This window comes from Mangrovimonas sp. CR14 (assembly GCF_011764015.1).
In the GTDB taxonomy this organism is placed as follows: domain Bacteria; phylum Bacteroidota; class Bacteroidia; order Flavobacteriales; family Flavobacteriaceae; genus Mangrovimonas; species Mangrovimonas futianensis.
The window spans coordinates 117293-142266 of sequence record NZ_JAAFZY010000007.1; the positions used below are offsets into that span (position 1 = coordinate 117293).

At 37.0% G+C, this 24974-nt stretch carries 27 protein-coding genes; 3 read left to right on the forward strand and 24 right to left on the reverse strand.

Annotated features, from left to right (window positions below):
* Positions 1–19 precede the first annotated feature (19 nt).
* The gene (locus tag GZ212_RS14105; RefSeq protein WP_240923822.1) at positions 20–1786 is read left to right on the forward strand and encodes a glycoside hydrolase family 2 protein; all 1767 of its coding nucleotides are present in this window, start codon (positions 20–22) and stop codon (positions 1784–1786) included.
* Positions 1787–1898: 112 nt separating this feature from the next.
* On the opposite strand, the gene GZ212_RS14110 is transcribed toward GZ212_RS14105, so the two are convergent.
* From GZ212_RS14110 to GZ212_RS14125, 4 genes are all read right to left on the reverse strand, one after another.
* Positions 1899–2321, reverse strand: coding sequence for a DoxX family protein (locus GZ212_RS14110; RefSeq protein WP_166961551.1), 423 nt, complete (start codon positions 2319–2321; stop codon positions 1899–1901).
* Between the two features lie 32 nt (positions 2322–2353).
* Positions 2354–3601, reverse strand: coding sequence for a TlpA disulfide reductase family protein (locus tag GZ212_RS14115; protein ID WP_166961554.1), 1248 nt, complete (start codon positions 3599–3601; stop codon positions 2354–2356).
* A 229-nt stretch (positions 3602–3830) separates the two neighbouring features.
* The gene (locus GZ212_RS14120; RefSeq protein ID WP_166961557.1) at positions 3831–4799 is read right to left on the reverse strand and encodes an amidohydrolase family protein; all 969 of its coding nucleotides are present in this window, start codon (positions 4797–4799) and stop codon (positions 3831–3833) included.
* Between the two features lie 289 nt (positions 4800–5088).
* Positions 5089–5865 (reverse strand): DUF6090 family protein, encoded by a 777-nt coding sequence (locus GZ212_RS14125; RefSeq protein ID WP_166961560.1) that lies wholly within the window; start codon positions 5863–5865, stop codon positions 5089–5091.
* Between the two features lie 369 nt (positions 5866–6234).
* On the opposite strand from GZ212_RS14125, the gene GZ212_RS14130 reads away from it, so the two are divergent.
* Complete coding sequence (locus tag GZ212_RS14130; protein WP_240923823.1) at positions 6235–8733, forward strand: sugar-binding domain-containing protein; 2499 nt, start codon at positions 6235–6237, stop codon at positions 8731–8733.
* 82 nt (positions 8734–8815) lie between these two features.
* Here GZ212_RS14130 and GZ212_RS14135 read toward each other — a convergent pair whose 3' ends face one another.
* The 17 genes from GZ212_RS14135 to GZ212_RS14215 form a co-directional block, all read right to left on the reverse strand.
* The gene (locus GZ212_RS14135) at positions 8816–9739 is read right to left on the reverse strand and encodes a DMT family transporter (protein WP_166961563.1); all 924 of its coding nucleotides are present in this window, start codon (positions 9737–9739) and stop codon (positions 8816–8818) included.
* Between the two features lie 11 nt (positions 9740–9750).
* Entirely contained in the window at positions 9751–10128 is a 378-nt protein-coding gene (locus tag GZ212_RS14140; RefSeq protein WP_166961566.1) for a DUF2255 family protein, read from the reverse strand.
* 8 nt (positions 10129–10136) lie between these two features.
* Entirely contained in the window at positions 10137–10364 is a 228-nt protein-coding gene (locus GZ212_RS14145; protein WP_166961569.1) for a tautomerase family protein, read from the reverse strand.
* Positions 10365–10382: 18 nt separating this feature from the next.
* On the reverse strand, positions 10383–11099 hold the full coding sequence (locus tag GZ212_RS14150; protein WP_166961573.1) for an SDR family NAD(P)-dependent oxidoreductase: 717 nt from the start codon (positions 11097–11099) through the stop codon (positions 10383–10385).
* Positions 11100–11176: 77 nt separating this feature from the next.
* Positions 11177–11575 carry a cupin domain-containing protein gene (locus GZ212_RS14155; RefSeq protein WP_166961576.1) on the reverse strand — a complete coding sequence of 133 codons (399 nt, stop codon included), beginning with the start codon at positions 11573–11575 and terminating at the stop codon, positions 11177–11179.
* A 30-nt stretch (positions 11576–11605) separates the two neighbouring features.
* Positions 11606–12463, reverse strand: a complete 858-nt coding sequence (locus GZ212_RS14160) for an aldo/keto reductase (RefSeq protein WP_166961579.1) — start codon at positions 12461–12463, stop codon at positions 11606–11608.
* A gap of 23 nt (positions 12464–12486) precedes the next feature.
* Positions 12487–13713, reverse strand: coding sequence for an NAD(P)-dependent alcohol dehydrogenase (locus GZ212_RS14165; protein WP_166961582.1), 1227 nt, complete (start codon positions 13711–13713; stop codon positions 12487–12489).
* Between the two features lie 10 nt (positions 13714–13723).
* The gene (locus GZ212_RS14170) at positions 13724–14257 is read right to left on the reverse strand and encodes a cupin domain-containing protein (RefSeq protein ID WP_166961585.1); all 534 of its coding nucleotides are present in this window, start codon (positions 14255–14257) and stop codon (positions 13724–13726) included.
* Between the two features lie 329 nt (positions 14258–14586).
* Positions 14587–15243, reverse strand: coding sequence for an SDR family oxidoreductase (locus tag GZ212_RS14175; protein WP_166961588.1), 657 nt, complete (start codon positions 15241–15243; stop codon positions 14587–14589).
* A 15-nt stretch (positions 15244–15258) separates the two neighbouring features.
* Entirely contained in the window at positions 15259–15720 is a 462-nt protein-coding gene (locus GZ212_RS14180; protein ID WP_206080455.1) for a cyclophilin-like fold protein, read from the reverse strand.
* A gap of 68 nt (positions 15721–15788) precedes the next feature.
* On the reverse strand, positions 15789–16748 hold the full coding sequence (locus GZ212_RS14185) for an alpha/beta hydrolase (RefSeq protein WP_240923825.1): 960 nt from the start codon (positions 16746–16748) through the stop codon (positions 15789–15791).
* Between the two features lie 95 nt (positions 16749–16843).
* On the reverse strand, positions 16844–17422 hold the full coding sequence (locus tag GZ212_RS14190) for a DapH/DapD/GlmU-related protein (RefSeq protein ID WP_166961597.1): 579 nt from the start codon (positions 17420–17422) through the stop codon (positions 16844–16846).
* A gap of 90 nt (positions 17423–17512) precedes the next feature.
* Positions 17513–18385, reverse strand: a complete 873-nt coding sequence (locus GZ212_RS14195) for an AraC family transcriptional regulator (protein WP_166961600.1) — start codon at positions 18383–18385, stop codon at positions 17513–17515.
* Positions 18386–18487: 102 nt separating this feature from the next.
* Complete coding sequence (locus GZ212_RS14200) at positions 18488–19591, reverse strand: MBL fold metallo-hydrolase (protein WP_166961603.1); 1104 nt, start codon at positions 19589–19591, stop codon at positions 18488–18490.
* Positions 19592–19763: 172 nt separating this feature from the next.
* Positions 19764–20312: an NADPH-dependent FMN reductase gene (locus GZ212_RS14205; protein WP_166961606.1), complete on the reverse strand. Its 549-nt coding sequence runs from the start codon at positions 20310–20312 to the stop codon at positions 19764–19766.
* Complete coding sequence (locus GZ212_RS14210; RefSeq protein ID WP_166961609.1) at positions 20309–20809, reverse strand: DUF2480 family protein; 501 nt, start codon at positions 20807–20809, stop codon at positions 20309–20311. The genes GZ212_RS14205 and GZ212_RS14210 overlap by 4 nt, the downstream gene beginning before the upstream one ends.
* A gap of 72 nt (positions 20810–20881) precedes the next feature.
* Entirely contained in the window at positions 20882–21502 is a 621-nt protein-coding gene (locus GZ212_RS14215) for a superoxide dismutase (protein ID WP_166961613.1), read from the reverse strand.
* 159 nt (positions 21503–21661) lie between these two features.
* On the opposite strand from GZ212_RS14215, the gene GZ212_RS14220 reads away from it, so the two are divergent.
* On the forward strand, positions 21662–22288 hold the full coding sequence (locus GZ212_RS14220; RefSeq protein ID WP_166961616.1) for a metalloregulator ArsR/SmtB family transcription factor: 627 nt from the start codon (positions 21662–21664) through the stop codon (positions 22286–22288).
* 74 nt (positions 22289–22362) lie between these two features.
* Here GZ212_RS14220 and GZ212_RS14225 read toward each other — a convergent pair whose 3' ends face one another.
* The 3 genes from GZ212_RS14225 to GZ212_RS14235 all read right to left on the reverse strand — a co-directional run bounded on the left by GZ212_RS14225 (position 22363) and on the right by GZ212_RS14235 (position 24974).
* On the reverse strand, positions 22363–23220 hold the full coding sequence (locus GZ212_RS14225) for an HAEPLYID family protein (protein WP_166961619.1): 858 nt from the start codon (positions 23218–23220) through the stop codon (positions 22363–22365).
* 78 nt (positions 23221–23298) lie between these two features.
* The gene (locus GZ212_RS14230) at positions 23299–23685 is read right to left on the reverse strand and encodes a hypothetical protein (RefSeq protein WP_232405889.1); all 387 of its coding nucleotides are present in this window, start codon (positions 23683–23685) and stop codon (positions 23299–23301) included.
* Between the two features lie 137 nt (positions 23686–23822).
* Entirely contained in the window at positions 23823–24974 is a 1152-nt protein-coding gene (locus GZ212_RS14235) for an iron-containing alcohol dehydrogenase (RefSeq protein ID WP_166961624.1), read from the reverse strand.

Genomic DNA, 24974 nt, shown 5'->3' on the forward strand with positions numbered 1-24974 from the left:
AGTGTTGTCATTAACCATAATGATTTGGACACTGGTTCCTCAAGCTCAAAACACCTTTATTTCAAATACTGAAAACCGCACTTTCACCAATCTCAATGGAAAATGGAACTATGTATTAGATCCGTACATGACTGGTGGTATGGGAGGTAGAGCCATTATGGACAATTATGAACCCACAGATAAAACTGGAAGAGTGGAATATGGCTTTACACCAGACAGAACCTTATATGTTCCTGGAGGTTGGAATACACAAAAGCCGGAACTAGCTTATTTTGAAGCTGCTATTTGGTACCGTAAAACTTTTGACAAGCCAGATTTTGATGAGAGCAAACGCTATTTTGTATATATAGAAGCCGCCAACCAAACAGCGACGGTCACCTTTAACGGAAAAGAATTAGGAAAACATGAGGGAGGCTACACACCTTTTAGTTTTGAAGTAACCAACTTAATAAAGAAACAAGACAACTTCTTAATCATTGGGGTGAACAACCAAAGAGACGCCAGTGATATTCCAGCCAAAGTTCACGATTGGTACAACCATGGTGGTATAACAAGAGATGTCAGACTGATTGAAGTCCCAAAAAACTTTATAAACAATTACTTCCTTTCGCTAGATCGTGAATCGTTAAATAAAAAAAATAAAACGATTAAAGGAAAGCTGGAACTTGCAGGTAACTCACTGCCAGAAAACGCTCAAATATTAATTCCTGAATTACATATTGAGCAGAACATTGCCGTAAATCCTAAAGGAGCCACTGCGTTTGAAGTGACTGTAAAAAACTTGAAATTGTGGTCACCAAACAGTCCGAAATTATATGACATCATCATCAAAGCTGGCGATGATGAAATACGTGACCAAATTGGGTTTAGAACCGTTGAAACCAAAGGCAAAGAAATTCTACTTAATGGCGAACCTATCTTTTTAAAGGGGATTTGCTTACATGATGAAAACCCTTTAAGAAAAGACCGAGGAAACTCAATTGAAGATGCCCAATTACTTTTGGGATGGGCCCAGGAATTAGGATGTAATTTTATACGTTTGGCTCATTATCCGCATCAAGAAAAGTTAGTCAGACTAGCAGATAAATTAGGCATTCTTCTCTGGGAAGAACTGCCTTTATACTGGGGCATTCAATGGGAAAACCCAGAGGTGTTAAAAAAGGCCAAAGAACAATATACTGAATTAATTTATCGAGACTATAACCGTGCTAGTTCCATAGTATGGTCCATTGCAAACGAGACAGCTCCAATTCCTTCTCGCAATGAATTTTTATCTGAAATGGCAGATCATGTAAGGTCTCTAGACCCTACCAGATTAATTTCTGCTGCCATTAAAAAAGATCAAGAATTGGATGGACATCCAGATAGTGTTTATACCTACAACGACCCCTTGATAGAGAAACTAGACATCTTAAGCATTAATGAATACTTGGGATGGTATGGTGGATTACCAGACCAATGCAGAACTAAATCCTTTACCTCCGGTTTTGAAAAGCCCATAATCATCAGTGAATTTGGTGGTGGTGCCTTACAAGGTTTTCATGGGGATAAATTGACCCGTTGGAGTGAAGAGTTTCAAGCCTATTTGTATGAGGAAAGCATTGCTATGTTTGACAAGATTGACGGTATGGTAGGAATGACTCCATGGATTTTGGTAGATTTTATGTCGCCCTTGCGTCAATTGCCAGGTGTGCAGGATGGCTGGAACCGCAAAGGTCTCATTTCTGAAAAAGGGATTAAGAAAAAGGCCTTTTTTGTTTTAAAGGATTATTACAGTAAGAAGTAGAAGACTTACCTATACCTGTTTTTTGGCTTTCCAGTCAATAACTAACAGCATGTAAGACTTTATCACAAACGGCATAACTTTGTTTTAGCTAACAAGTTTATGCCGTTTTTAATTATACCCTAATCAGATTATCAAGTTCTAAAAACTTTTCTTTCATGAGACTTAGTGCAAAGGCTGCGGCAGAGGCTGTATATACCGAATAATCAAAGGCTCCTTTGATACCCGATGAAAACGTCATGGACAAGGCAAAGATTAAAAGAAGGAATCCGCTCCATTTTGCTGTTTGTTCCGTTTTAAAACCAATTATTAAGAAGATGGCGAATATAATTTCAGCTCCTGTAGCCAAGATTCCAATGGTTGGGATGAGGGCCTCAGGAAGCCACGGATTGATGTACTGGGTATATTCTAGAAAGCTATCCCAATTTCCCCAGACTGAGACGTCCTTGCTCCACATTCCAAATCGGTCTGCCACTGCAGATAAAAAGGCAGTGGATAGGGCTAGTCGTAAAAAGAGCTTAATGATTTTAGAATTCATGGTTGTATATCGTTTTAAGTCAATCTAATCACTTAATTCAATCGCGTCTCCAGTACCTTCCTAACTTCTTCTGCTGTCGGGTCTTTAGCCAAAATAATCCCTTGTTCATCAACAAGGAACATACCTCCTCCACCTCCATCTACACCATATTTCTGCCATATACCATTCTTTCTATCAAGCTCAACCAGATTAAGCCACTCCCATTTTTCTTTGTCAAGGAACTTGACGAGATTATCTGTATTTCTGAATTCTCCAGCGACTCCCACAATAGTAAATCCTTTATCTTTATAATCATTATAAACCGGAACCATCGTTCTACTTTTAGCGATACATGGTCCACACCAAGTAGCCCACAAATCCAAAAGGGCTATTTTTCCGTTTATTTTGTCAGAAAGATTTATCGCGTTTCCATTTAAGTCGAGGGCTGAAAAGTCGGTAAATTCCTTACCTATTTTTACATTTTCTATGGCATTAATTAAATTGGAAGCAAGTTCATTGTAAGGATGGTTTGGATTGGCTTTTGATAGAATTTGATAGGATTTTTTAGCCTCTTGGATATCTATTGCTTCTTTGTCGAAAATCAGACTTTCCAATAAAAAAGAATAGGAAACCAAGGTTGGATTTTCTCTTATATAATCTTGCTGAAATACCTTTTGCTCTTCATAAATGGGTTTTATTTTATCCTTTAAAGCTTGGGCTTGAGGACTTAAATATTGCCTCGATCTTTGCAAACCATCAATTTTTCTATAAATGGGCACTTTTTCATCTTGACTTTTGGCCTCCCTTAGTTCCTCAAAAAGCAATTTAGCCTGATCACTTTTGTATTGATCTCTATCAGAGAGAGCCATTAAACTGTCTTGAAGTGGTTTTAAACGTTGCTCAAATTTTTCATCTAGACTTTGTTTATAGGCCTTATACTGTGCATTCAACTCCCCTCCTTCTACGAGGTTTTTATCAAACTCGTCTTGATCGTAAATGGTAAGATTCATTTTTTCGTTCTCAAGAAACAATGGCATAAATCTTCCCAAATCTTTCGTTAGAAATAAGCTCACTGCCTCAGGATGCTCCAATTTGGATTCATAATGAAACTTTCCATCTATGACAGGTATCTCAATAATGGAATCGAATCTAGTATCTTGATTGGGTTTTAATAAAATAATGGATGTGGTTTCCGTGCCGATTGTTTTACCATCAATTTCCAGAATATGCTCCTTTTCTTGGAAACAATTAAAGAAAACCATAAAAGTTAAGAACAAGGTTAGTTTAAGGGTCCATCTCATGTTATACTTGGGGTTTAATATTGACCTAATTATTTTACATATCTAAAATACAGGTTTAATAATAGTTGCAATAGAAAAAGGAGATATTTTTCTTACCCTTTATTGCGTAAAAAGAGATTCAACTATTTCCAAGCCGCTTGAGCCGTTTGAGCCGTTTGAAAGATTTACTATCAGCTCACAAATTTAAAAGGAGGCACTTTTATATATTCTCGGTAAAAGTCAAATTCAATTACTTCCTACCTTTCTTATGCTTTTTAATCTCCTCCTCAGACAATCCCAAAAATTCTGCAGCATTATCATAAAAGATATCTTCTTTTTGATCTAGAGTCAGAAAATCGGCTGAGTTGATTGTTTCAATACCAACATCTATGGTTTGAGGCCAAACCATTTGGTCACTTCCATACATGATGCGATTGCCAAAACCTGCATCTATAAGATCCTCTAAAAATTTATAGCATTCCTTTTTAGGTAAAATCCAATTAATTACCGCAATATCCAAGTATAGATTAGGATGTGCATACATCATAGCCTTTACATCTTCAATGTATGGCCATCCCCCATGCATCATATACAGTTTCAAATTTGGAAATCTTACAAAAACCTCCTCCAATTGCAACGGATTTGCATTATAAACACGCATTCCACCAAGCATTTCCGGCATCAGGTGGAACCCATAATTAGGGCCGCCTGGAAGCACGTGAAACCCTACTGGAATATTTAACTTTTGAGCCAGTTCAAAATAGGGCATCTGAGTGGAATCGGATGCCTTCATTCCGGCATAGAAAGGAGCCATCTCTGCTATAACTTTTAACTTTCCATCTCTAAACTGTTTTTCTAATGAATCAATTGGTTTATTAGCACCTCCCACTAGAATTCTATCAGAATCATCATTTAACCAAACTTCGCCATTTCCCACTACTGCTTTAACGATATGGTATTTTTCAAACCTCTTTAGCACCTCTTGTTTTAGTTCTTCGACAGTTTTTACACCTTCAAAGGTTTGACCTCTTAAGGTTGGTGGATGTGTTTGACCGAATAGTGGATTTTCATCTTTATAAGCATGTAAGTGCATATCTATAATAGGACCATTATAGGCTTGGTTTAAGTTTGCATGCAACTCTTTCTCATGATTGGTTTGATTACAACCTAGCATGAGCAGTATTATCAATAAATAAAATATTCGTAGTTGTGATTTCATAACTGTTTAAATTTTTGAATTCATCTATAAGCTTTCATACGTCTACACAAGACGCATCCATGAGAACTTTTAAATGGAAACCCTATTACATTAAAGATAATAAATTTAAAACAAGTCATTAAAAATCAGTTAATTGAGGTCAATTAAAACAATAATCACTTTATTTATTTTCATAAATGTTTGCTCATCTTTTAATAGAGTTGATGTGATTTTCACCAAAGGCTATAGATGTTTCTTCACCTTCAAAAAATTCTTTTAGAGAGGATAAGTATGCCAATTATCCAATCTATCACTGGGCCAGTATGGTAGTAATTTCTTCCTGAATGCTTCGCCCTAGCTGGTTAATAATTTCTATGGAGCCAAGGCGGTCTTTGTGTTTGTCAATCATTTCATAAAGCTGGGGGTTTAGGCTTTTATTTTCTCTGAATGCCTTTAGGTCATATTCTGCCTCGTATCCTTCTTCTATAGCTCCCGAGAAATTGGATACGTTTTGAGATTCCAATTCATTTGAGGGAATAATGATATAGTATTGAGACAACTCCAAAATTAAATGGTCTATGGTGCGATTACCTTCATCTGAATAGGTTTTAAGAAACTCGATTTGCCCGTAGTAATCGTTTAAATTTTCCTTGAGCGATTCTGATCTCAGTGTATTTAAAAGGCCCGATGTGGTTAACTCTTTGTAGGCATTTTTAGAAAACTTTATTGCTGGAGTAAAGGCGGACAGCCTAAAGGCCATTCCCAACACGGAATCGTTTTCAACTACATACTCTGGATCGGCATGCACCTTGAACAACAACTCTGCAGCTGTCAAGAAGTTCTCTTTTTCTACCTTGTAGACATTGTTGAAATAGAAGTTATCCTGCTTTAATTCTTCTGATAAATTTTCAATTAGCGAAATGGCGCGTAACCGGTCTTTTTTTAAATCATTTTGATTGTTAATACCTAAAGCAATCAAAATACCAATAACTACCAGAATGATTTCACCTATGGCATACAGCATGTATTTACCAAACCTGTTTGAATAGGCAGAGTTCTGTCTTAATTTTCTAAAGAATTTTATCATATGGTATCACGGTATAATATGATGATGTTTTTTAATGGGTTCCCACTTAATAGATTTATCCAAAACTTTGCCAAGAGGTAGTTTAAAATTTAAGTAGCTAGGGGATTTGATTTCAAGAGATTGTAATTTAACAATTTAAAGTTGGTTTTTAAAATTCATTTGAAGTTTTATCTAACCATGTTCTTTGCAACCAAAATGGACGTTCCTTTATCCTTTTTTATTAGTTTACTATAAAACTGAAACAGTTCTAAATTTTACAAAAAATAGAATCTTAATGAAATAGTCTTGAATATTTTACTCAAGATTATTATTACTTTTTCTTCTATAAGCTTAACTTTGTAAAACCTATTATTTTCTAACACATTACCCTTGAAATCAATTAATATCCTCCCCGCTTTCGCCATTGTATGTTTGTTCTTTCTAGCTCTCACTCCAAGTGCAGCACAAGTATCTTTTGGCAGTCCAGAGTTGATTAATAACTCTTGGTTGTTCCAATTGGGAGACATACCAGATGCCTCCTCCCATTCCCTTGATGATTCTAAATGGCAAGCTGTTGACCTTCCTCATGATTGGAGCGTTCAAGCACCTTTAAGTCCTTCTTTGGCAAGTGCCACCGGATATTTACCAGGTGGAATAGGCTGGTATCGAAAACACTTAAGCATTCCTACTGAGAAGAGCGGTGACAAGGTGTATCTTTATTTTGAAGGGATTTACAATCGAAGCGAAGTCTTTGTGAACGGACAATCATTGGGAAAGCATCCCAATGGATATGTATCATTCCTTTTGGATGCAACACCTTACATACGATATGGTCAAGACAATCTCATCTCAGTCAGGGTGGATCACAGCCAATCTGTTGATTCCAGATGGTATACAGGATCTGGTATTTACCGCGATGCATGGGTGGTATATGCCAATCCCATTCATATTGCCGAATGGGGTGTCTACGCTTATCCTGAAAAACAGAATAAGAACTACCAATTACAAGTAGAGGTTGCTCTAACCAATGATACCGAGAACAATCAAGAGGTTCAGGTAGAACATGAGCTGCTATCTCCAGAAGGTTTAGTAGTTGCAACTTCCTCTAAATCTATGAGCGTAAAAGCTCATACAAATAATCAAATCCAAACGTCATTAAAAGTGAAACGTCCGAAGTTATGGTCTATAGATTCCCCAAATCTTTATACTTTAAGAACTCGAGTTTTAACAGGTTCTGAAATACTAGATGAAACTATCACTACTACTGGTTTTAGAGATTTTACTTTTGATGCCAACCGAGGTTTTGCACTTAATGGGGAATGGATGAAAATAAAAGGCGTTTGTCTACATCATGATGGTGGCGTTTTAGGAGCAGCTGTACCTAGAGCTGTATGGAAACGACGTTTGCTTACACTAAAAGAACTAGGGGTTAATGCTGTAAGAACAAGTCACAATCCACAAGCACCAGATTTGTATGAGTTATGTGATGAACTGGGTCTTTTGGTATTGGATGAAGCTTTTGACGAATGGGAATACCCAAAACGAAAGTGGATTGAAGGCTGGAATGTAGGCACTCCAGGATACCAAGGTTCTTATGATTTCTTTGACGAATGGGCTGATAAAGACCTAGCTAATATGATAAAACGGGATAGAAATCATCCTTCCATTTTTGCATGGAGTATTGGTAACGAGGTCGATTATCCTAACGATCCTTACTCCCATCCTGTTTTGGATGGTGGTGAAAAAACAGGCTTTACACAACCCATTTTTGGTGGTTATAAAGAAGATGCTCCCGATGCGAATCGTTTGGGTGATATTGCCAAACGCCTCGTTGCAGTAGTCAAAACCTATGACCGCTCCCGACCAACCACAGCCGGACTGGCTGGAGTGGCTATGTCTAATCAAACCGAGTACCCCTTTGCTTTGGACATTACAGGATATAATTACACCGAAAGCTTATATGACCATGACCATGATGCATATCCCAATCGCGTGATTTTTGGGAGCGAAAATGGCCATGACTACAGTGCTTGGGAAGCGGTTACTTCTCGTGATTTTGTATTCGGTCAATTTCTTTGGACAGGGATTGATTACCTTGGGGAATCTGGTTCCTGGCCATCCCGCGGTTTTTATTCAGGTCTTTTGGATTTTGGTGGTTTTATTAAACCTAGGGGCTTTTTTAGACAATCATTGTGGAGTGACCAACCGATGGCTTACTTGGGAACTTATCCAACCCCAGGTAAAGGCAGTAAAAATCAGGCCGAAGATGTTTGGTCTCAACTAGATGCTGACAATGAGGATTATGAAGAAACCACCCCATCAAAGGATGCTTGGGCCATTTGGAACTATTCAGAAGGGCAACTTATCAGAGTTGTATGCTATACCAATGCCGCACAAGCTGAACTTTATCTTAATGATGAACTAGTTGGAGAACGTAAGTCCTACGACTCTACCAATGGTATTATTTATTGGGATATACCCTACACCAAGGGCAAGCTAGAAGTTCTAGGACTTGATCAAGAAGGGAATACCATAAGTAAAGATGCCATTGTTTCGTCTGATCGACCAGAAGCCCTGAAAATTATTTCGGAAATACCAGATAACCTTGAGCCTGGTGATGTGGCTCAAATCATACTACAGGTTGTTGACAAAGACGGCGTACCTGTCATGCTATCTGATAACGAGGTGACCTGTTCTATAACGGGAGATGCCTTTTTATTAGGCTTGGAGGCTAGCAATAACAAAGACATGAGTGATTATACGGATAACAAACATCGTGTTTACCACGGTCGACTAATTGCTTATGTGAAATTAGGCAGTGATCCTAAAGATGTGATTGTAAGATTCTCGTCACCTTGGCTAAAGCCCACCGAAGTTAAAATCAAATAAAAAAATAAAAGGCGTAGAATGCATTCTGCGCCTCATTTAAACTCCCCTTTTAGAAGTTAAGCTATTAATCAGTTAAGGGAGTTCATATTTTATTATATGCCATTTTTTTTCGCTTTCTTTTTGATTGTGTGGTCACCAAATACACACCAACGACCACCAAAATAACCGCTAAAGGCTTGTCCCATGTAAAACGATCTTGGCCCACTAACATAGCCACTATTGAAGCAATTATAGGTTGTAAGTTCATAAAGATACTTACAGTACTTGCTTCTAATCTTTTTAAAGCATAAGGCATTAAGAAAAAGGCCAATGTTGTTGAAAACAACAAGGCAAACGCCAAGAAAGCATAAGCTAAAACGGTAGCCTCACTTGAATAAATTCTTTGATTCTCAAGCCCTGAAAAACTAAACGGAATAGCCACCAAAGCTGAAATCAAAAACATCCATTTGGCAATAGTGACAGGTTGGTATGTCATGGACACCTTTCTCGTCATCACTAAATATCCAGCATAGCAGAGTACACACAAAACAGAAAACAAGATTCCTAAAAACTGATTTCCTGCTATCTCATTTCCCGTATTACTCAGCACGATTATAAGAATAGCTCCAGAAATACTGATAGCAATACCGATAATCTTTCTCAAAGAAACTTTTTCCTTTAGAAATAGCGATGATAGTACCAAAACCACTACCGGTGTAAGTGCCATGAGTAAAGAAAAAATAACGGGAGAGGTATATTGTAATGCTTTTGAAAAAAGGAATTGGGTCCCAACAAAACCCATAAGACCTCCTAATAAAATGATAGGAAAATCTTTTTTATGGACTTGCTCCCTTTTTAAAAACGATGCTATGACCCAAAAAATAAAGACGCCAAAGAACATTCTAGTTACCGTATAGCCAATGGGGGTCATCCATGATTCCATGAGCGCCTTGGTAATCGGTATATTAAGTCCGAAAATGGTATTAGCACCTAAAATGGCCCACAACCCTTGTTGTTTTTCCTTCATATTTTATCGAACTAAAACACTTTAACTGTAGCTGTTTTAGCTCTTTCACTAATCATGGATCCCAAATACGGACTCCCCGAATACTTTAGTTTATAGGCTTCATCAATTTGATCATTTACAGCTCCCGAAACAGGCTCAAATTTTACTGCTCTTTCCAAACCAGCAGCTTTAATTTTTCCAGCTTTTTGTTGTATAGCTGCTTCGTACCATCTAGAACGTGTACCACTGTAAGCCCTCACATACAACTCTCCCTGGACCTCAACAACCCAAATCCAAGTTAAGGTACCATAGGTTTCTCCGTCTTCGCGAAAGGGTGCAATGTGAAAATCGTTGCGTTCAGCAATAGTAGTAATGTCCTCTTGCGTTAAATGATTTAATTCTTTACTCATAAGTTCCTTTACATTTGATATCCTGGCTTCTTAACCAAGATGGTTTCATCACCCATAATTTTATTAGGGTAAACGTCTTCTTTCCATTGATCTAAGGTAAATTCTTCAATGGATACCGAATAGGAATCATCTCCCATTCCAATCGTTTTTTGAGCCGCTTTAATAACTTCGGTTACTAATGCTTTTTTCTGTTCTTCTGTTTTGCCTTCTAACAGATTAATTTGAAAATGTGGCATATTTTTTTTGTTATGTTTTTATTCTCTACTGTATGCTTCACAGACTGCGAGCAATCTTTCCTGAAAAGCTTCATTATCTATAAGGGAATTTGGTATTTGCTGCTTTTTATGATAGAAGTATTTTCCTGAAACCAAAACTTCTCGATCCTGGCCAGTTGCCAACCAAACTTGTGTTTCATAACCTTTCTTCAAATCGTCTGGGGCACTACTCCCTCCCATTTTTGTGGGTACCCAACCTGGATCTACTGCATTAATATACAGCTCTGGATTTTTCTGAGCGAACACTCGCATCAAAGTTGTGAGATACAATTTTGAATCGGAATAATTTACCTCTTGGAGGTTTAATTCGGATTCAAATGCGTTTCCCCCTCTATGCAAACTAGAACTTAAGTAAACGAGACGTTCGGGTTTTTCAACCAATTTAGTCAACAGGTAAGGAGCCAAAACATTTACTGTAAAGATTACTTCAGAAGGCACCGAAATAACTCCTGCATTGTGAATAATGGCATCATACGGTCCAAAATCATTCAGCTCTCGAGCCAACCTCCTGATTTGATTTATATCAGAAAGGTCGGCCGTAAGAACTGGAGCTTCTTTTTCAAGTTTCTGTCTTAAATCACTGGCACGTTTATCATTTCGAGCATGGAGATGCACTTCATGCCCTTCTTTAAGCAATTGCTTAGCTGCTAAGAAGCCTATACCATCTGTTGATCCTGTTATAAAAATTTTTGACATCTATATTTTCAGTTTTAACTGGATAAAATTATTGGTTAAGCCTCCCATACCTTAAAAAGAGTTATACTTTATTACCCTTATTTTGAGTATTGCTCATCTGACACCTTTTCCATCCAAGTCACTACTTCCCCATTTACTTCTTCTTGAATAGCAATGTGACTCATGGCTTTATTGGCGGAAGCACCATGCCAGTGTTTTTCATTAGGTTCGAAGTAAACGATATCCCCAGGTCTAATTTCTTCGATGGGTCCACCTTCTTTTTGAATCCAACCTAATCCCGATTGCACAATTAACGTTTGTCCGGCAGGGTGTGTATGCCAAGCTGTTCTTGCTCCTGGAGCAAAGGTAACTAAAGCTGCAGCCCCTTTGGTTACATTTTCAATATTTTGATATAAAGGGTCTACAATAACATCTCCTGTAAACCATTCATCTGGTCCTTTCATGGATGGGATTTCCCCGTTTTTATAAATTTTCATTTCTATGTTTTTATAATTCTATTTTTAAGCTTATTTGGCAAATACTGGAAAATTACTAGCCTCTCCGTAATCTTTAATCTCTTCCATGTCATTTAATGTTTCCATGTCCTCTGCTGAAATTTCAAAATCAACCTCTGCGTTAGACTTCATGTGCGCCGGTGTTTGGGTTTTTGGCAACGGAAGTAAGCCCAATTGCAAATCATATCTAATTGCCAATTGAGGTACAGATACCCCGTATTTATCTGCTATCGCCTTGACTTCTTCATTTTTGAATAATTCGCCATGTCCTAATGGTGAAAATGCTTCAATTAAAATGTCTTTAGATTTAGCATACGCGATCATATCTGTTGGCACGTTTGTGATGTGCGCCAAAATTTGATTGACTTGAGGCCTTACTTTAGCATTTTCTAAAATGTTATCTAAATCTTCTTTTTTGAAGTTTGAAACTCCGATAGCTTTTAGTTTTCCTGCTTCGTAAGCTTCTTCTAAAGCTTTCCAAGCTTCTAGATTTCCTTCAAAATATCGGTCTTCGTTTTGAAATTCTTGCCAAGGTTTTGGACTATGAATAATCATCATGTCTATATACTCTAAGCCCATGGTTTTTAAAGATTCGTCTATTGATTTTACAGCTTCGTCATAAGATTTTACCTCCGCCGCTAATTTTGTTGTTACAAACAAATCTTCTCTTGCTACATCACTTTCTTTAATAGCTTTACCAACACCTTCTTCGTTTTGGTATGCTTGAGCGGTATCGATATGCGTGTAACCAACGTTAATTGCAGTTTTTACAGCATCGACAACAGCATCATTATCTATCATCCAAGTCCCATAACCTATTTTAGGAATTTCTACTCCATTATTTAATTTATATGTTTCTTGTAAAATCATTTTTTCTCTTTTTTTATTGTTAATTAAAATGTTGAAGCATCGATAACATATCTGTATCTTGCTTCTTTGTTAACCACTTTATCCCAAGCATTGTTAATCTGGTTTGCATCAATAATCTCAATACTTGGTTTTATACCATTATCGGCACAATAGTGAACGACTTCTTGAGTTTCTGGAATACCTCCAATTAAAGATGAATTGAAATTAACTCGTGCAAATGCTAACATTAGGTTGTTGATCGTGATTTCTGATCCTTCTGGCATACCAACAAATGTGAACGTACCTCCAGGTTTTAAACACATGACGTATGGCGTCACGTTAAATTGATACGGAATGGTAGAAATCATATAATCTAAAGTTTTGTTGTAAGCTTGCATGTTTTTAAATTCATCATCTACAACAATAACTTCTTTTACACCCCAAGATTTAATGTCTTCTACTTTATCTGGTGTTGTTGTAAACGCATAAACTTCTGCGCCTTTGGACACTGCAATTTTAACAGCTAAATGTCCTAAACCACCAATACCTGCAACACCAACTTTGTCTCCTACTTTAAATTGAGCTCTCATTAATGGCGAGTAAGTTGTGATACCAGCACATAAAAGTGGCGCAGCTTCTTCAAAAGTGATATGATCTGGAATATGAACAGCAAAATGGTCTCTAACAACTAACTTGTCTGAATAACCTCCTTGAGTAATTCCTGTTGGTTCTGCTTCAGTTTTGTTTCCATATGTGAATAATGTTTGGCCTCTATCGCAAAAATGTTCTTCACCGTGGGTACAGCTTTCACACTCCATACAGCTATCTACCATACAACCAACACCTGCTCTATCTCCTACTTTAAATTTAGTGACGTTTTTACCAACTGCTGTTACTACACCAACAATTTCGTGACCAGGTACCTGAGGGTACTGTTGCTTTCCCCAATGTCCTTTTTCTTGGTGAATATCAGAATGGCAGATACTGGCAAATTTGATATCAATCAAAATATCATCATCCCCTACTGGTCTTCTTTCAAATTCCCATGGACTTAATTTCCCAGATTCGTCTTTGGCTGCGTAGCCTTTTGTTTTTATATTTTTACTCATATCTATAATCGTGTTTGTATCGTTTGATGTATTGGTGTTAAAGGCATTTCCTAAAAAAGGCATAGACCCCATTAACATGGCCCCAGCTCCTACAGTGCCAGATTGTTTGATAAAATTTCTTCTAGATTGTCCTTTACCTTCAGGTTTGTTCTGATCTTTCATATTCAAAATTTTACAGATTATTATATTGCTCATCGGTTACGGGCTCCATCCATTCTACCACACCTTTTTCGATATTAGGAACGATGTACATTTGTTGTAAACCACTATCTTTACTTGCACCATGCCAATGTCTGGTATCTGGTGGGCATGTTACGGCATCACCCTTTTTAATAACCTCAATAGGTTGTCCTTCAATCTGATGATATCCTACCCCATCGGTTATGACTAAAATTTGGCCCGCTGGATGTTTATGCCAATTACTTCTTGCTCCCGGTTCGAAATACACATTACCCACGATAGTGGTTAAGGTTGTATCCATCACTATCCCATAATTGTATGCGTTGCCTGTAAAATTTTTATCGGGACCCTTTTGACCTTTAGGAAAAATAAAATTCAAATCAGAAACAGCCTGATTTGTAGTTGCTGGCTTCTCTTCTGGTTGATTTGTTAATTCTTCTTGCTTTTCAGGTGCTTGTTTACAACTTTGGAAAAGAACTAAAAATCCAATCGATATGACTAATAAGGAAAACTTGAAATACTTCATATTTTTTAATGTTTAGTGTTATTGATTTATTTTAAGGCTATCTTAACTCAATCTTATAATTAAATTAAGATTTAAGAACATTGAAATAGTTTTGGAGCAACTACCTAAATTCTTAAAATGATTTTAAGGGACTCTCAATTGGAAAAAGAATATTCAATTACCCGCTTAAAATCAGTTGATTACTCAACTAAAAATGATATTACTAAGGTACAACTTAAATCATCCGTGGTTTTAATAAATTCAAACCGATACTTATGAAATTCAAACCAAACCTCATTTTATCCCCATTTCTGATCCTTATTTGGTCGAACGTAACAAAAATGGCAACTCTATTCTAACTGGCTTAGGGCTTCTTGAATACTCAACTCTCCTTCACTCATTTCTATTATCCTTTGGGAAACTCGTGGGGCATCCAAAACAGCCAAAACGGTTTCTGCCACAGCTTCTCTTGGAATTTCTTCATTCAAAGTGAAAGGATTTGATGTCATCTTAACCTTTCCTGCTTGCTCGTCATCAGTCAAACGAACAGGTCTTAGGACTGTATAGTCCAATCCACTTCTAATGAGTTCTTTATCTGCCAAATGTTTAGCTATATAGTATGGTTTCATTCCCGGTTGTTTCCAGTATTCAGGAACATCTGAAAACGCGGCCCCTACCATAACAAACCGCTTCACATGATTTTTTTTGGAGGCTTCTATGATTTTTACAGCACCATAAAGGTCAATTTCTATTGTTTTATCATAACCCGTAGAACCACCCGAACCTGCTGAAAAAACGACCGCGTCAAAGCCTTCAATCACTTTCGAAAGGTGCTCCTCAGAATTTTCCAAACTATCAATAAGAACTGGAATTCCCAAGTTTTCAAAATAAGCTTTCTGATCTTCATTTCTAATAAAAGCCGTAGGTTGAAATTCCTTAGATGCCTTCATTTTTTGACTTATTAATCGTCCCACTTTTCCGTTCGCTCCTATTATTACTACTTTCATATTTTTTATTTTTAATTAATCAGAAATCAATTCAAAAGTTACCTGTTCCTTTCCTACCTTCTTTAGTAAGTCAATACCATTACCATCTATCGTTCCCAAGCTAATAAGACCGCCAGCAGGACCAAAATCCTTGTAAAATATAGCCACATCGCCCCAAGGTGCATAATAGGTTATATCACCTTTTGAGGGTTGATAGCCATTTGGAGCTCCCTCAGACGTTAGTTTTCTTTCAGGATAGAATATTTTCTCAGTATTGGCATAATCTTCTAATTCTATGGTTAAGGGAAGTAACGAGACAAAATCCCTAGCCGTGGGATTATCGTAAATCGTGGCCGATAACTCCGTATCTGAAAAAGTAATTTTCAACTTCATATCTTGTATGTTTATGTGATGAAAAGATGTCTTCTCTACTGGTTTTGTTCTAAAAAACCAAAATCCCAAACACCCCAAAAGGAACAGGACTAAAATCGTCTTCATAATGTTATTGATTGCTGACATCTTTCAATAGATATTAGAAAAACAAGGCCCATATGGGCCTTGTCATTTTATTTTAGATTTTCGGTAAAAAAGGATTCCAACTTGTCAAATGGAATCACATCCAATTGATCATATAAATCGGTGTGAACTTTACCTGGAATAATCATAAGCTCCTTAGGTTCATTAGCTGCTTTGTAGGCATCTTCACTGAAATATCGGGAGTGTGCATTTTCACCTGCAATTATCAAAATTGGTCTTGGTGAAATCTCTTTGATGTAGGTCAAAATTGGCATATTCATAAGAGAAAACCCATTGGTTTTTGTCCAAGAACTATTCGAATTAATAGAGCGTGGGTGAAAACCTCTTTCAGTTTTGTAGTAATTAAAGTAACCTTGTACAAATTCTGGTTCTTCACCAGTTATTTTCTCTGGTAATCCTAAACCTGATAATTCCGATGTTCCATTCTCAGCATCCACCCAACGTTGTTGGCTCATTTGCTCCAACATTTGACTGCGTTGTTCTGGTGTCATGGAATCAAAATATCCTTGCGCTGTAACCCTTGACATATCGTACATACTAGTTGTTGCCACGGCTTTAACACGCTTGTCTACAGCTGTTGCATTAAGTGCAAATCCTCCAAAACCGCATATTCCGATGATTCCTATTTTTTCTCTATCAACTTGGGTTTGCAATCCTAGAAAATCAATAGCAGCACTAAAATCTTCTGTATTAATATCAGGTGATGCCACGTGACGAGGCTCTCCGCCACTTTCACCCGTATAGGACGGATCGAAAGCAAGAACCACGAATCCACGTTCTGCCATTTGATTGGCATATAACCCTGAAGCTTGCTCTTTGACAGCTCCGTAAGGACCACTAATGGCCAGGGCAGCTAATTTCCGTTCACTATTTTTTGGTGTGTATAAATCACCAGATAATGTAATTCCGTAGCGATTTTTAAAGGTTACTTTCTTTCTGGTTACGTTATCACTTAACGTAAACGTATAATGTTCTGCTGTTGCACTCATGTTTTTTAATTTTTTATTTGTTTGACCTATGGTTGCCGTTAAGGAAAACATCATGGCCATAGTTATTAATATGATATTTCTCATTTTGATTTGTTTTAGATTGTTTTAATTACTTTGGCCGGAACACCCCCAACAACGGTACGGTTTGGAACATCCTTGGAAACCACTGCTCCAGCAGCCACAACGGCGTGTTCTCCTACGGTGACACCTGGAAGAATGGTAGCGCCAGCACCTATCCAAGCATGCCTTTTTATATGAATGGGTTTGCCAATCAATGCCTCTCTTTGTTCCGGTTCGACAGGGTGAGTTTCAGAAAGTAGATTCACACGCGGACCTATCATAACATCATCTTCAATAGTAATCCCCCCTAAATCCAACATTTGGCAATTTTGGTTGATAAAAATATTTTTACCAAGTTTTAGATTCTTGCCGTAATTAATGCTGAATGGGGTGTAAATGGTAGTCGTATCATCTACCTTGCTCTCTGTAAGTTCACTTAGATTCTTTCTGATATCGTCTAGTGTTTTGGAAGCATTAAGCCCTACCAACGACCCTATTGCTCGCTCTGACTGTAAAGCGAGTTTATAAAAATCGGGGTCTGTGTATGATACCACTTCCCCAGATTTTATCCTATCAAAAATATCTTGCTTGTTTTCTGTATTCAATTTGCTCATAATTTCTACTTAAAAACTATGGTACAAAGGTACAGGCGTTAACCGCTTAAGAGATAACGAAAATCAAATCAAAAATTATAATATTCAAACCTAATCGACTCTAATGGTCTTAGGAGTCATTCCCGTTTGCTTTTTAAAGAAATTGTTAAAATAGGTAGGATACTCAAAACCAAGCGCATAGCCCACTTCACTAACATTCCAATTGGTATATTGTAAAAGTGCTTTTGCTTCACTAACAATACGCTCTGTGATATGTGTAGAAGTAGATTTACCTGTTATAGACTTTACTGCACGATTTAAATAATTGACATGAACCGAAAGTCTATCTGCATACTGCTGAGCGGTAGTGAGCTTTAATGGAGCCTCTGCAGTTTCTATGGGAAACTGTCTCTCAAGAAGCTCTAAAAACACGGAAGTTAATCTGGATGCAGCATTACCATATTGCTCATAGGTATCTGATGGTTCCATTTTCATGGCCTCATGAAGCATCAATTGAATATAATTCCTCATTAAGTCATCCTTAAAGGCATATTCTCCCTCTTGTTCCTCCATCATTTTCAAGAAGATACTATTAAGAAACAAGCGTTGCTCCTCTGAAATTTTTAAAATGGGAGTACCTCCAATCTTAAACAAAGGCGATTGTTGCAAGCTCTCAGAGCGTTCAGAAAGTTTTAAAAACTCCTCAGAAAAAAGACAAGTATACCCTTCATATTTAGTTGAAATGGTTTCCCAAGAGTATGGAATATGTGGGTTTCCGAAGAACAGGATAGTTCCCTCATGCTCATAGCTTTTGTCTGCATAGTGAATGATACTTTTACCCGTAGAAAGACAAATTTTATAAAAGTCCTTACGACTATAGATTTTAGTAGCACTACTATCCTCTGCTATACTAAAAACATTAAAACCCTTGAGCTTAAGCTCACTATTAAATGGGGATACTGAACGCTGTGTTTTTACTTCCATCTCACAAAATTAAGAAAATCAAACCTAATTCCCTTAGTCTCGTTAACGCTATTTTAACAAAGTTTCCAATCTATTAATAGATAATTGAAGAGTAAAAGAGCCTCATTTTAAATCTTTCCACCAGGAAGAAAATACCTGGGTACTATCGTTTAAGCTCACCACCTCTCCTACCATAGGAGTTACCAAAGCAATTTCGGATTCTTTATTTTCTAAAGCCGCATTCAAAGGTTCATACCAAGGGTGACCAGAAAGTGCAAACTTGGAATTGTGCACAGGAAATACGCGCTGTACATTTAAGTCTTCGGCCACCTGAAACAATTGCTTGGGCAACAAATGAATTTGGTTCCAGTCTTCACTATATTGTCCCTGTTCAATAATTGCCAGATCAAAAGGACCATACTTAGATCCAATTTCTTTGTAAAAAGGATCATACCCACTATCACCACCGATATAGAAATTATAACTTGGGGTTTTAAGCACATATGAAGCCCAAAGGGTTTTATTTCGACGCAGACCTCTACCTGAAAAATGACGCGCTGGTGTTGCCGTAAAATTTACATCTCCAAAGGAGATGCCTTCATACCAATCCAATTCATGTATCATGGTAGTTTCATACCCCCAATACTCCAAATGTTGTCCCACACCCAAAGCACAAACCACTTGTTTGACTTTAGGCTTCAACTGCAATATGGTTTCATAATCCAAATGATCCCAATGATCATGTGATATGATTAAATAATCAATATTAGGCAAATCATCCACATGGTAATTATTCGTTCCTTTATAGGCTTTATTCATAAAAGAAAAAGGCGCTGCATAACCACAAAATACAGGATCTACCAAATAAGTTCTTCCATCTATTCTCATAAAGTAAGAGGAGTGTCCGAACCATACCAATATGTCCTCTTCTTGATTGAGGTTCTTAAGATTGGTTTTAACAAAAGGTAAGGAATCGGTAGGTGTTACATCCACCTTTTTGGAAAGCATAAAATCCAACATGGTCCGAAAGGTCCCTTTATCAGAGGTCATCACCTTGGTATCGCTAAGGTTTTTAAAGGCACCATCTTGATAGTTAGCAGATTTTTTGATGCGCTCTAAACGCTCTCCTTTTGGGTGCTGTCCGAATTTAGACTGATTGAGTATCCCCATAGTAATTAAAGATAAAAATAAAATTAAGCCCAATAAGACTTTTAAAATGCGCTTCATGCCAATAACAATTAAATAACCTGATTCAGGAAAAGCCTTTATAATTTTCTAATTGCAGGCAAAGGTACGCAGATGATTCACAAACCCACTTATCTTGATTACAGAGAATACTACCCAAATTACAGATTGTCCAGATAATTTAAGTTAAAAACCTATTTTCTATAACATTAACCTATACTCTCTTAAAAGAAGATTGCAGAAGCAGGTCAATCAGCATATTTACTCGTTTGCCATATTTATCGCTAATTTCCCCTTCCTCATTAAACAATTCATTTCTCTGGATGGGAATACTCAAAGGTGCCGTCCAGGCGCGTAAGGCCTTAGCCACCGAATCCATCGCGTTAATTCCCTGCATAGCCTGAACCCCATCAGCCCAACACATCAACCCTACCAACTTCCCCGTCAAATATGGTTTTGGCATATTGGCACTGTATTGCAACCAATCCAAACAATTCTTCATGACTCCTGTCATACTTCCATGATAAAGAGGCGTTATCCAAATGTGAACATCTGCATCACGAAAAATATGATTCATGAGTTCTACTGATTTAGGCGTGTTCTGTAAGGAAACATCAAAAAGAGGAATCCCAGAATCTGCTATTTTAAAGACAGTGACCTCAACCCCTTGTTTTTGAAGTTGTTCATATAAGTAGCGTGTTAACCGCTCGGATGTTGCATTTTCTCTACGTTCTAAAGCGCCGTTAAATATTAATACTTTCATTCTAATTTTTTATTTTTTAAAATCACTTTCGGCAATCCAGCTTCTCCATACATTAAAGTTCTCACCAATGGTTTTAATTTACTTGTAATGGCGATATATAACTCTGGTGGCACTTGTTGACTTTGTCTGACAACAACTTTTTGATGGGATAGATGATTAAAATCCGTAGACAAAATATTAGTCCTCCAAAGATCGATATCCAATTGCTCTGGGGGAGAATAAGCATAACCTGAAGCCACCTCGCTTAATTTATCGGCTATAACCATGTAAGCCCACAAAGGAACAATAGCATCACTTGTGCAACCAATAGCTACATATTTATTTCTAAAGATTTCCCAATCAATTTCAGATAAAAAGGCTCTAAACTCCTTTTCTTTGAGAAGCAATTCCATAAACAACCCTTCCTTAATATCGAAAAGCAAGCTTTTTTCCTTTGGTTTAAAGTCAAGCAAATCGACCGTAACCATATCGTTGCTGTTGATTTTATTGATGAACATTTTTTGAGACATGATAAAAAAAAGGCAAGGTTAACTTTACGCACCTTGCCCTTTTACAATGTATTTTAGTTATTAAAATGCGGCAAGCACCTCTTCATATTTCTTCTCAACAGCCGACCAATCCAAAACAGACCAGAAAGCATCCAAATAATCAGCTCTCTTATTTTGGTATTTTAAATAATACGCATGTTCCCAAACATCAACCCCTAGAATTGGGAAACCTTGATCAGTTAGATTGGTATCCATTAATGGGTTATCTTGATTTGCCGTTCCTGAAACTGCAAGCGTACCGTTATGCTTTACATATAACCAAGCCCAACCAGAACCAAATTGTTTTAATCCTGCTTGAGTTAACTGCTCTTTCAAGCCGTCTAAGCCTCCAAAAAACTTATTAATTTCATCTGCTAAAGGACTTTCTGGAGCGGTTTTAGGAGATGGTGATAAAATACTCCAAAACAAAGAGTGGTTAAAGTGACCTCCTCCATTATTTCTTACAGCCGTACTGTATTTGCTTACATTACGTAAAAGATCTTCTAAAGTTTCACCTTCTAATCCGCCATCTTTAACGGCTTGATTTAAATTATTTACATAGCCTTGGTGGTGGCGTTGGTGATGAATAGTCATTGTTTCTTTATCAAAATAGTTATCCAATGCATCATAGGCATATGGCAACTCTGGCAATACAAAACTCATATTTTTAAATTTTAAGGTTAATACTGGTACAAAATTAAAGAGATACAAACAATAAAACAAGTTTTTACTTGTTTTATTTGAGTTAAAATATTCACAAAGGCCATTAAATTATAATTCAATACCTTTGTAGGACAAATAAAACAATGATTTTATTGTAAAATGAAAAAAACAGCAACAGACAAAATATTATTGATTCTCAAAATGCAAGGAGAAGTATCTCTAAATTCCCTAGCCTCAGAGTTGGGAATTACTAAAGAAGGAGCTCGCTTGCATTTAGTAAAACTTATTGATAAGAAGCTGGTAGAAACCAATTCGAGAAAAGAAGGTGTGGGTCGACCAGTCACTTATTATTCCTTAAGTAAAGAAAGTGCTTCTGAATTTCCTGATTCCCATGCTCAGGTTACTGTAGAATTGTTACAATCTGTAAAAAAACTATTAGGAAATAATGCCTTGGAATTGCTTATTAATGACCGTGAATCAAAAATATACAGCCACTACCAAAAAGCTTTAGAACATAGCAACTCGATTGAAAGTCGATTGGAACAATTGAGTCAAATACGTTCTAAGGAGGGCTATTTAGCCGAATGGAAAAAGGAAAATGACGCCTACTATTTAATAGAAAACCACTGCCCTATTTGTGCAGCAGCCACTGAATGCCAAGGTTTTTGTAAAAGTGAATTAAAAAATTTCCAACAGTTATTGGGTGATGAATTTATTGTAGAGCGTATGGAACATATGGTATCTGGCGGACAACGATGCACCTATAGAATAAGAGCAAAGCAATAAACACAATGGCTATAAAACAAAGAAGTTGCCTCCGTTTCATCGGAAACAACTTCCTTATTGTTTAAATAGGTATCCTAACCCTTTTCCTTTGGCTCCCAAATAAGCCTGATAAAGGAGCTTAAACGCTCTTCTTCTCTATTTATAGGAATTCCGCCAACAATACCTACCAGTAGGTTTTCGGCCACCCCTACCCGCATTTGCGGGCGGATGGTCATATCAAAATCAGTTCCATCAAAGGTCTTATTAAATTCGACCCCAATAAAATTCCTCGTTCCAGAAATCATATAATGGAAACTGGTATTCACATCATAAGTGGTGTGAAAATCATTGGTTTCAAAATGCTGAGAAACCATGGGACCGGTATAAACTAACGAGTGAAAATGAGTGCCCCAACGTTTGGCCACAACCAAAAAAGGATTGTAAACATTTCCGGTTACTAAAGGAGAACCAAAACTTCTAAAATCTGACAATTCAAATTCGTTGATATATCCTATAGCCATGGAAGTAGCCATACGCTCATTTACAAAAAATGACCATTGAGTAGCAATCTTGATACTGTTTAAGCGGTTTGATGGAATAGTTACATTTTGAGTTCCATCCACATGTGTATAAAACGTAAAAGGAAATTCAACTTCCAACCCAAGCCGATCAATGGGCGCCCACTCATATTCAATTAGAGCCTCATAAGAATCAAAGGTTAAATTATCGGTCATTCCCAATCCTAAGTTCCATTCCCTTTCGCCCTTTCTAGCACCTAAATCTCGAATGAGGTCGATATAAAGAGGTTCGGCATGGAATACCTTTACAGGTTGTTCATCCACCTCAGTTTGTTGAATGTAAATACTATCTAATTCGGTTTTTGTTTGTTGCGCTGTAGCACAGCTTAGTTTTGCCAATACAACGACCAGCACAAATATTTTTTTTAAATACATGATTAATTTGTTGAAATAATGATACAATGCTCCGATACCCTAAAAACAGGTATGGATCTAATACATTCTAAAAACAAATTAAACTTTAGGAGGCGGTGTGTCTATTTCAAAATACCCCAATGGCAAAAAGGCATTTCGAAAACCAAAATGTTGATTTTGATCAATAAACTGAACATTTTCAAGGTGGTTTGAATGGGCGTAAGGTATTAACAAATTAATTTTAACTTGCTTGCCATTGCTGTGTTCTTCGGTGTCATTGTCATCATATTCTTCGAATGCATTTTCAAAGCCCAATACTTTTTCTATTACAATCTCAACAATGCTTTCTTGATCATTAAATGATAAGTCTTCTGGAATCCAATGAGGTTGGATATCGGATGGATCAACACTTATATTCAACAAATACAGGGCCATAAAACCCCATAACCATCTTGTTGATTTATTTTGTCTTAATGTTTTGAACACGATTGTAAATTAACTCAATATTTAAGAACTTAAAAAATCCATTTATTATAAATAATGTTAATCTTTTACAACTACATTTAAAAAAAAACCAGTTCATTTTGAACTGGTTTTTTTACTAACTAAAAGCCCATTAACACTTAGAAATTAACAATTTCTCCGTTATAACATGCATTGTAAATATCTTTCAACTCTTCAACTGTTGGTTTTCTTGGATTGAAACCTGTACAAGGATCTAAGAATGCATTGTTAGCAATGTAATCTAAGTTTTTATCCCAGTCTTCTTGAGAGATTCCAAATTCTTTAATGGTTCCTTGGTTATTTACATCAGCTCTTAAAGTTTCTACAGCCACCGCTAAATCTTCAGCAGTTTCTTTCCCTATAATTTTAGCTAAATCTGGGAAACGATTAGAAGCTTTTGAGTTAAATCGAATCACGTTTGGCAAGAAAATAGCATTTGATGCGCCGTGAGGAATTCCATAAAGTGCTCCTACTTGGTGAGACAATGAGTGAACAATACCTAACCAAGCATTGTTAAATGCCAAACCTCCCATAAACGATGCATCGTGCATGTTTTGACGTGCCTTCAAGTTATCAGGATTGGTTACAGCTTCCTTTAGGTTATTAAATACAATCTCTAAACCTCCTTTTGATAAGGCATCAGCATAGTTATCATCAATGTTTGAAACGTAAGCTTCAACACAGTGTGTTAAGGCATCTAAACCAGTGTTTGATGTTACGTGAGCAGGCATGGTTGAACATATTTCACCGTCAACGATAGCGATATCTGGTGTTAATTCGTAAGATACGATTGGGTATTTAACACCTTTCTCACGATCTGTTATTACAGCCAAACCAGTCGTTTCGGTTCCAGTTCCACTTGTAGAAGGAATAGCTACAAATTTTGCTTTCGTTCTCAGAGTTGGAACCGAAAACGGTTTTGTCATAGCATCAAAATCCGCATCTGGATACTCATAAAACACCCACATCATTTTTGCGGCATCAATGGCTGAACATCCACCAATACCAACAATCCAATCTGGTTGGAAGGCTTTCATGACTTCAGCTCCTTTTAAACATGTAGCAGATGATGGATCTTCCTCTACACCTTCAAAAACTTTTGTTTCTATACCCGCTTCATTTAAGTATGAAACAGCCTTATCTAAAGCACCACTTTTTTTCATTGAACTTCCACCAGTCACAAGAACTGCTTTCTGCCCCTTAATATTTTTCAATTCTTCCAAGGTACCAACACCATGAAAAACTTCACTAGCAATAAATAATTTACTCAT

What these genes read in the sequence shown, in the direction of transcription:
- GZ212_RS14105 (WP_240923822.1), top strand. Translation starts at nt 20, where the DNA reads ATGATTTGGACACTGGTTCCTCAAGCTCAAAACACCTTTATTTCAAAT.
- GZ212_RS14110 (WP_166961551.1), bottom strand. Translation starts at nt 2,321, where the DNA reads ATGAATTCTAAAATCATTAAGCTCTTTTTACGACTAGCCCTATCCACT.
- GZ212_RS14115 (WP_166961554.1), bottom strand. Translation starts at nt 3,601, where the DNA reads ATGAGATGGACCCTTAAACTAACCTTGTTCTTAACTTTTATGGTTTTC.
- GZ212_RS14120 (WP_166961557.1), bottom strand. Translation starts at nt 4,799, where the DNA reads ATGAAATCACAACTACGAATATTTTATTTATTGATAATACTGCTCATG.
- GZ212_RS14125 (WP_166961560.1), bottom strand. Translation starts at nt 5,865, where the DNA reads ATGATAAAATTCTTTAGAAAATTAAGACAGAACTCTGCCTATTCAAAC.
- GZ212_RS14135 (WP_166961563.1), bottom strand. Translation starts at nt 9,739, where the DNA reads ATGAAGGAAAAACAACAAGGGTTGTGGGCCATTTTAGGTGCTAATACC.
- GZ212_RS14140 (WP_166961566.1), bottom strand. Translation starts at nt 10,128, where the DNA reads ATGAGTAAAGAATTAAATCATTTAACGCAAGAGGACATTACTACTATT.
- GZ212_RS14145 (WP_166961569.1), bottom strand. Translation starts at nt 10,364, where the DNA reads ATGCCACATTTTCAAATTAATCTGTTAGAAGGCAAAACAGAAGAACAG.
- GZ212_RS14150 (WP_166961573.1), bottom strand. Translation starts at nt 11,099, where the DNA reads ATGTCAAAAATTTTTATAACAGGATCAACAGATGGTATAGGCTTCTTA.
- GZ212_RS14155 (WP_166961576.1), bottom strand. Translation starts at nt 11,575, where the DNA reads ATGAAAATTTATAAAAACGGGGAAATCCCATCCATGAAAGGACCAGAT.
- GZ212_RS14160 (WP_166961579.1), bottom strand. Translation starts at nt 12,463, where the DNA reads ATGATTTTACAAGAAACATATAAATTAAATAATGGAGTAGAAATTCCT.
- GZ212_RS14165 (WP_166961582.1), bottom strand. Translation starts at nt 13,713, where the DNA reads ATGAAAGATCAGAACAAACCTGAAGGTAAAGGACAATCTAGAAGAAAT.
- GZ212_RS14170 (WP_166961585.1), bottom strand. Translation starts at nt 14,257, where the DNA reads ATGAAGTATTTCAAGTTTTCCTTATTAGTCATATCGATTGGATTTTTA.
- GZ212_RS14175 (WP_166961588.1), bottom strand. Translation starts at nt 15,243, where the DNA reads ATGAAAGTAGTAATAATAGGAGCGAACGGAAAAGTGGGACGATTAATA.
- GZ212_RS14180 (WP_206080455.1), bottom strand. Translation starts at nt 15,720, where the DNA reads ATGAAGACGATTTTAGTCCTGTTCCTTTTGGGGTGTTTGGGATTTTGG.
- GZ212_RS14185 (WP_240923825.1), bottom strand. Translation starts at nt 16,748, where the DNA reads ATGAGTGCAACAGCAGAACATTATACGTTTACGTTAAGTGATAACGTA.
- GZ212_RS14190 (WP_166961597.1), bottom strand. Translation starts at nt 17,422, where the DNA reads ATGAGCAAATTGAATACAGAAAACAAGCAAGATATTTTTGATAGGATA.
- GZ212_RS14195 (WP_166961600.1), bottom strand. Translation starts at nt 18,385, where the DNA reads ATGGAAGTAAAAACACAGCGTTCAGTATCCCCATTTAATAGTGAGCTT.
- GZ212_RS14200 (WP_166961603.1), bottom strand. Translation starts at nt 19,591, where the DNA reads ATGAAGCGCATTTTAAAAGTCTTATTGGGCTTAATTTTATTTTTATCT.
- GZ212_RS14205 (WP_166961606.1), bottom strand. Translation starts at nt 20,312, where the DNA reads ATGAAAGTATTAATATTTAACGGCGCTTTAGAACGTAGAGAAAATGCA.
- GZ212_RS14210 (WP_166961609.1), bottom strand. Translation starts at nt 20,809, where the DNA reads ATGTTCATCAATAAAATCAACAGCAACGATATGGTTACGGTCGATTTG.
- GZ212_RS14215 (WP_166961613.1), bottom strand. Translation starts at nt 21,502, where the DNA reads ATGAGTTTTGTATTGCCAGAGTTGCCATATGCCTATGATGCATTGGAT.
- GZ212_RS14220 (WP_166961616.1), top strand. Translation starts at nt 21,662, where the DNA reads ATGAAAAAAACAGCAACAGACAAAATATTATTGATTCTCAAAATGCAA.
- GZ212_RS14225 (WP_166961619.1), bottom strand. Translation starts at nt 23,220, where the DNA reads ATGTATTTAAAAAAAATATTTGTGCTGGTCGTTGTATTGGCAAAACTA.
- GZ212_RS14235 (WP_166961624.1), bottom strand. Translation starts at nt 24,974, where the DNA reads ATGAGTAAATTATTTATTGCTAGTGAAGTTTTTCATGGTGTTGGTACC.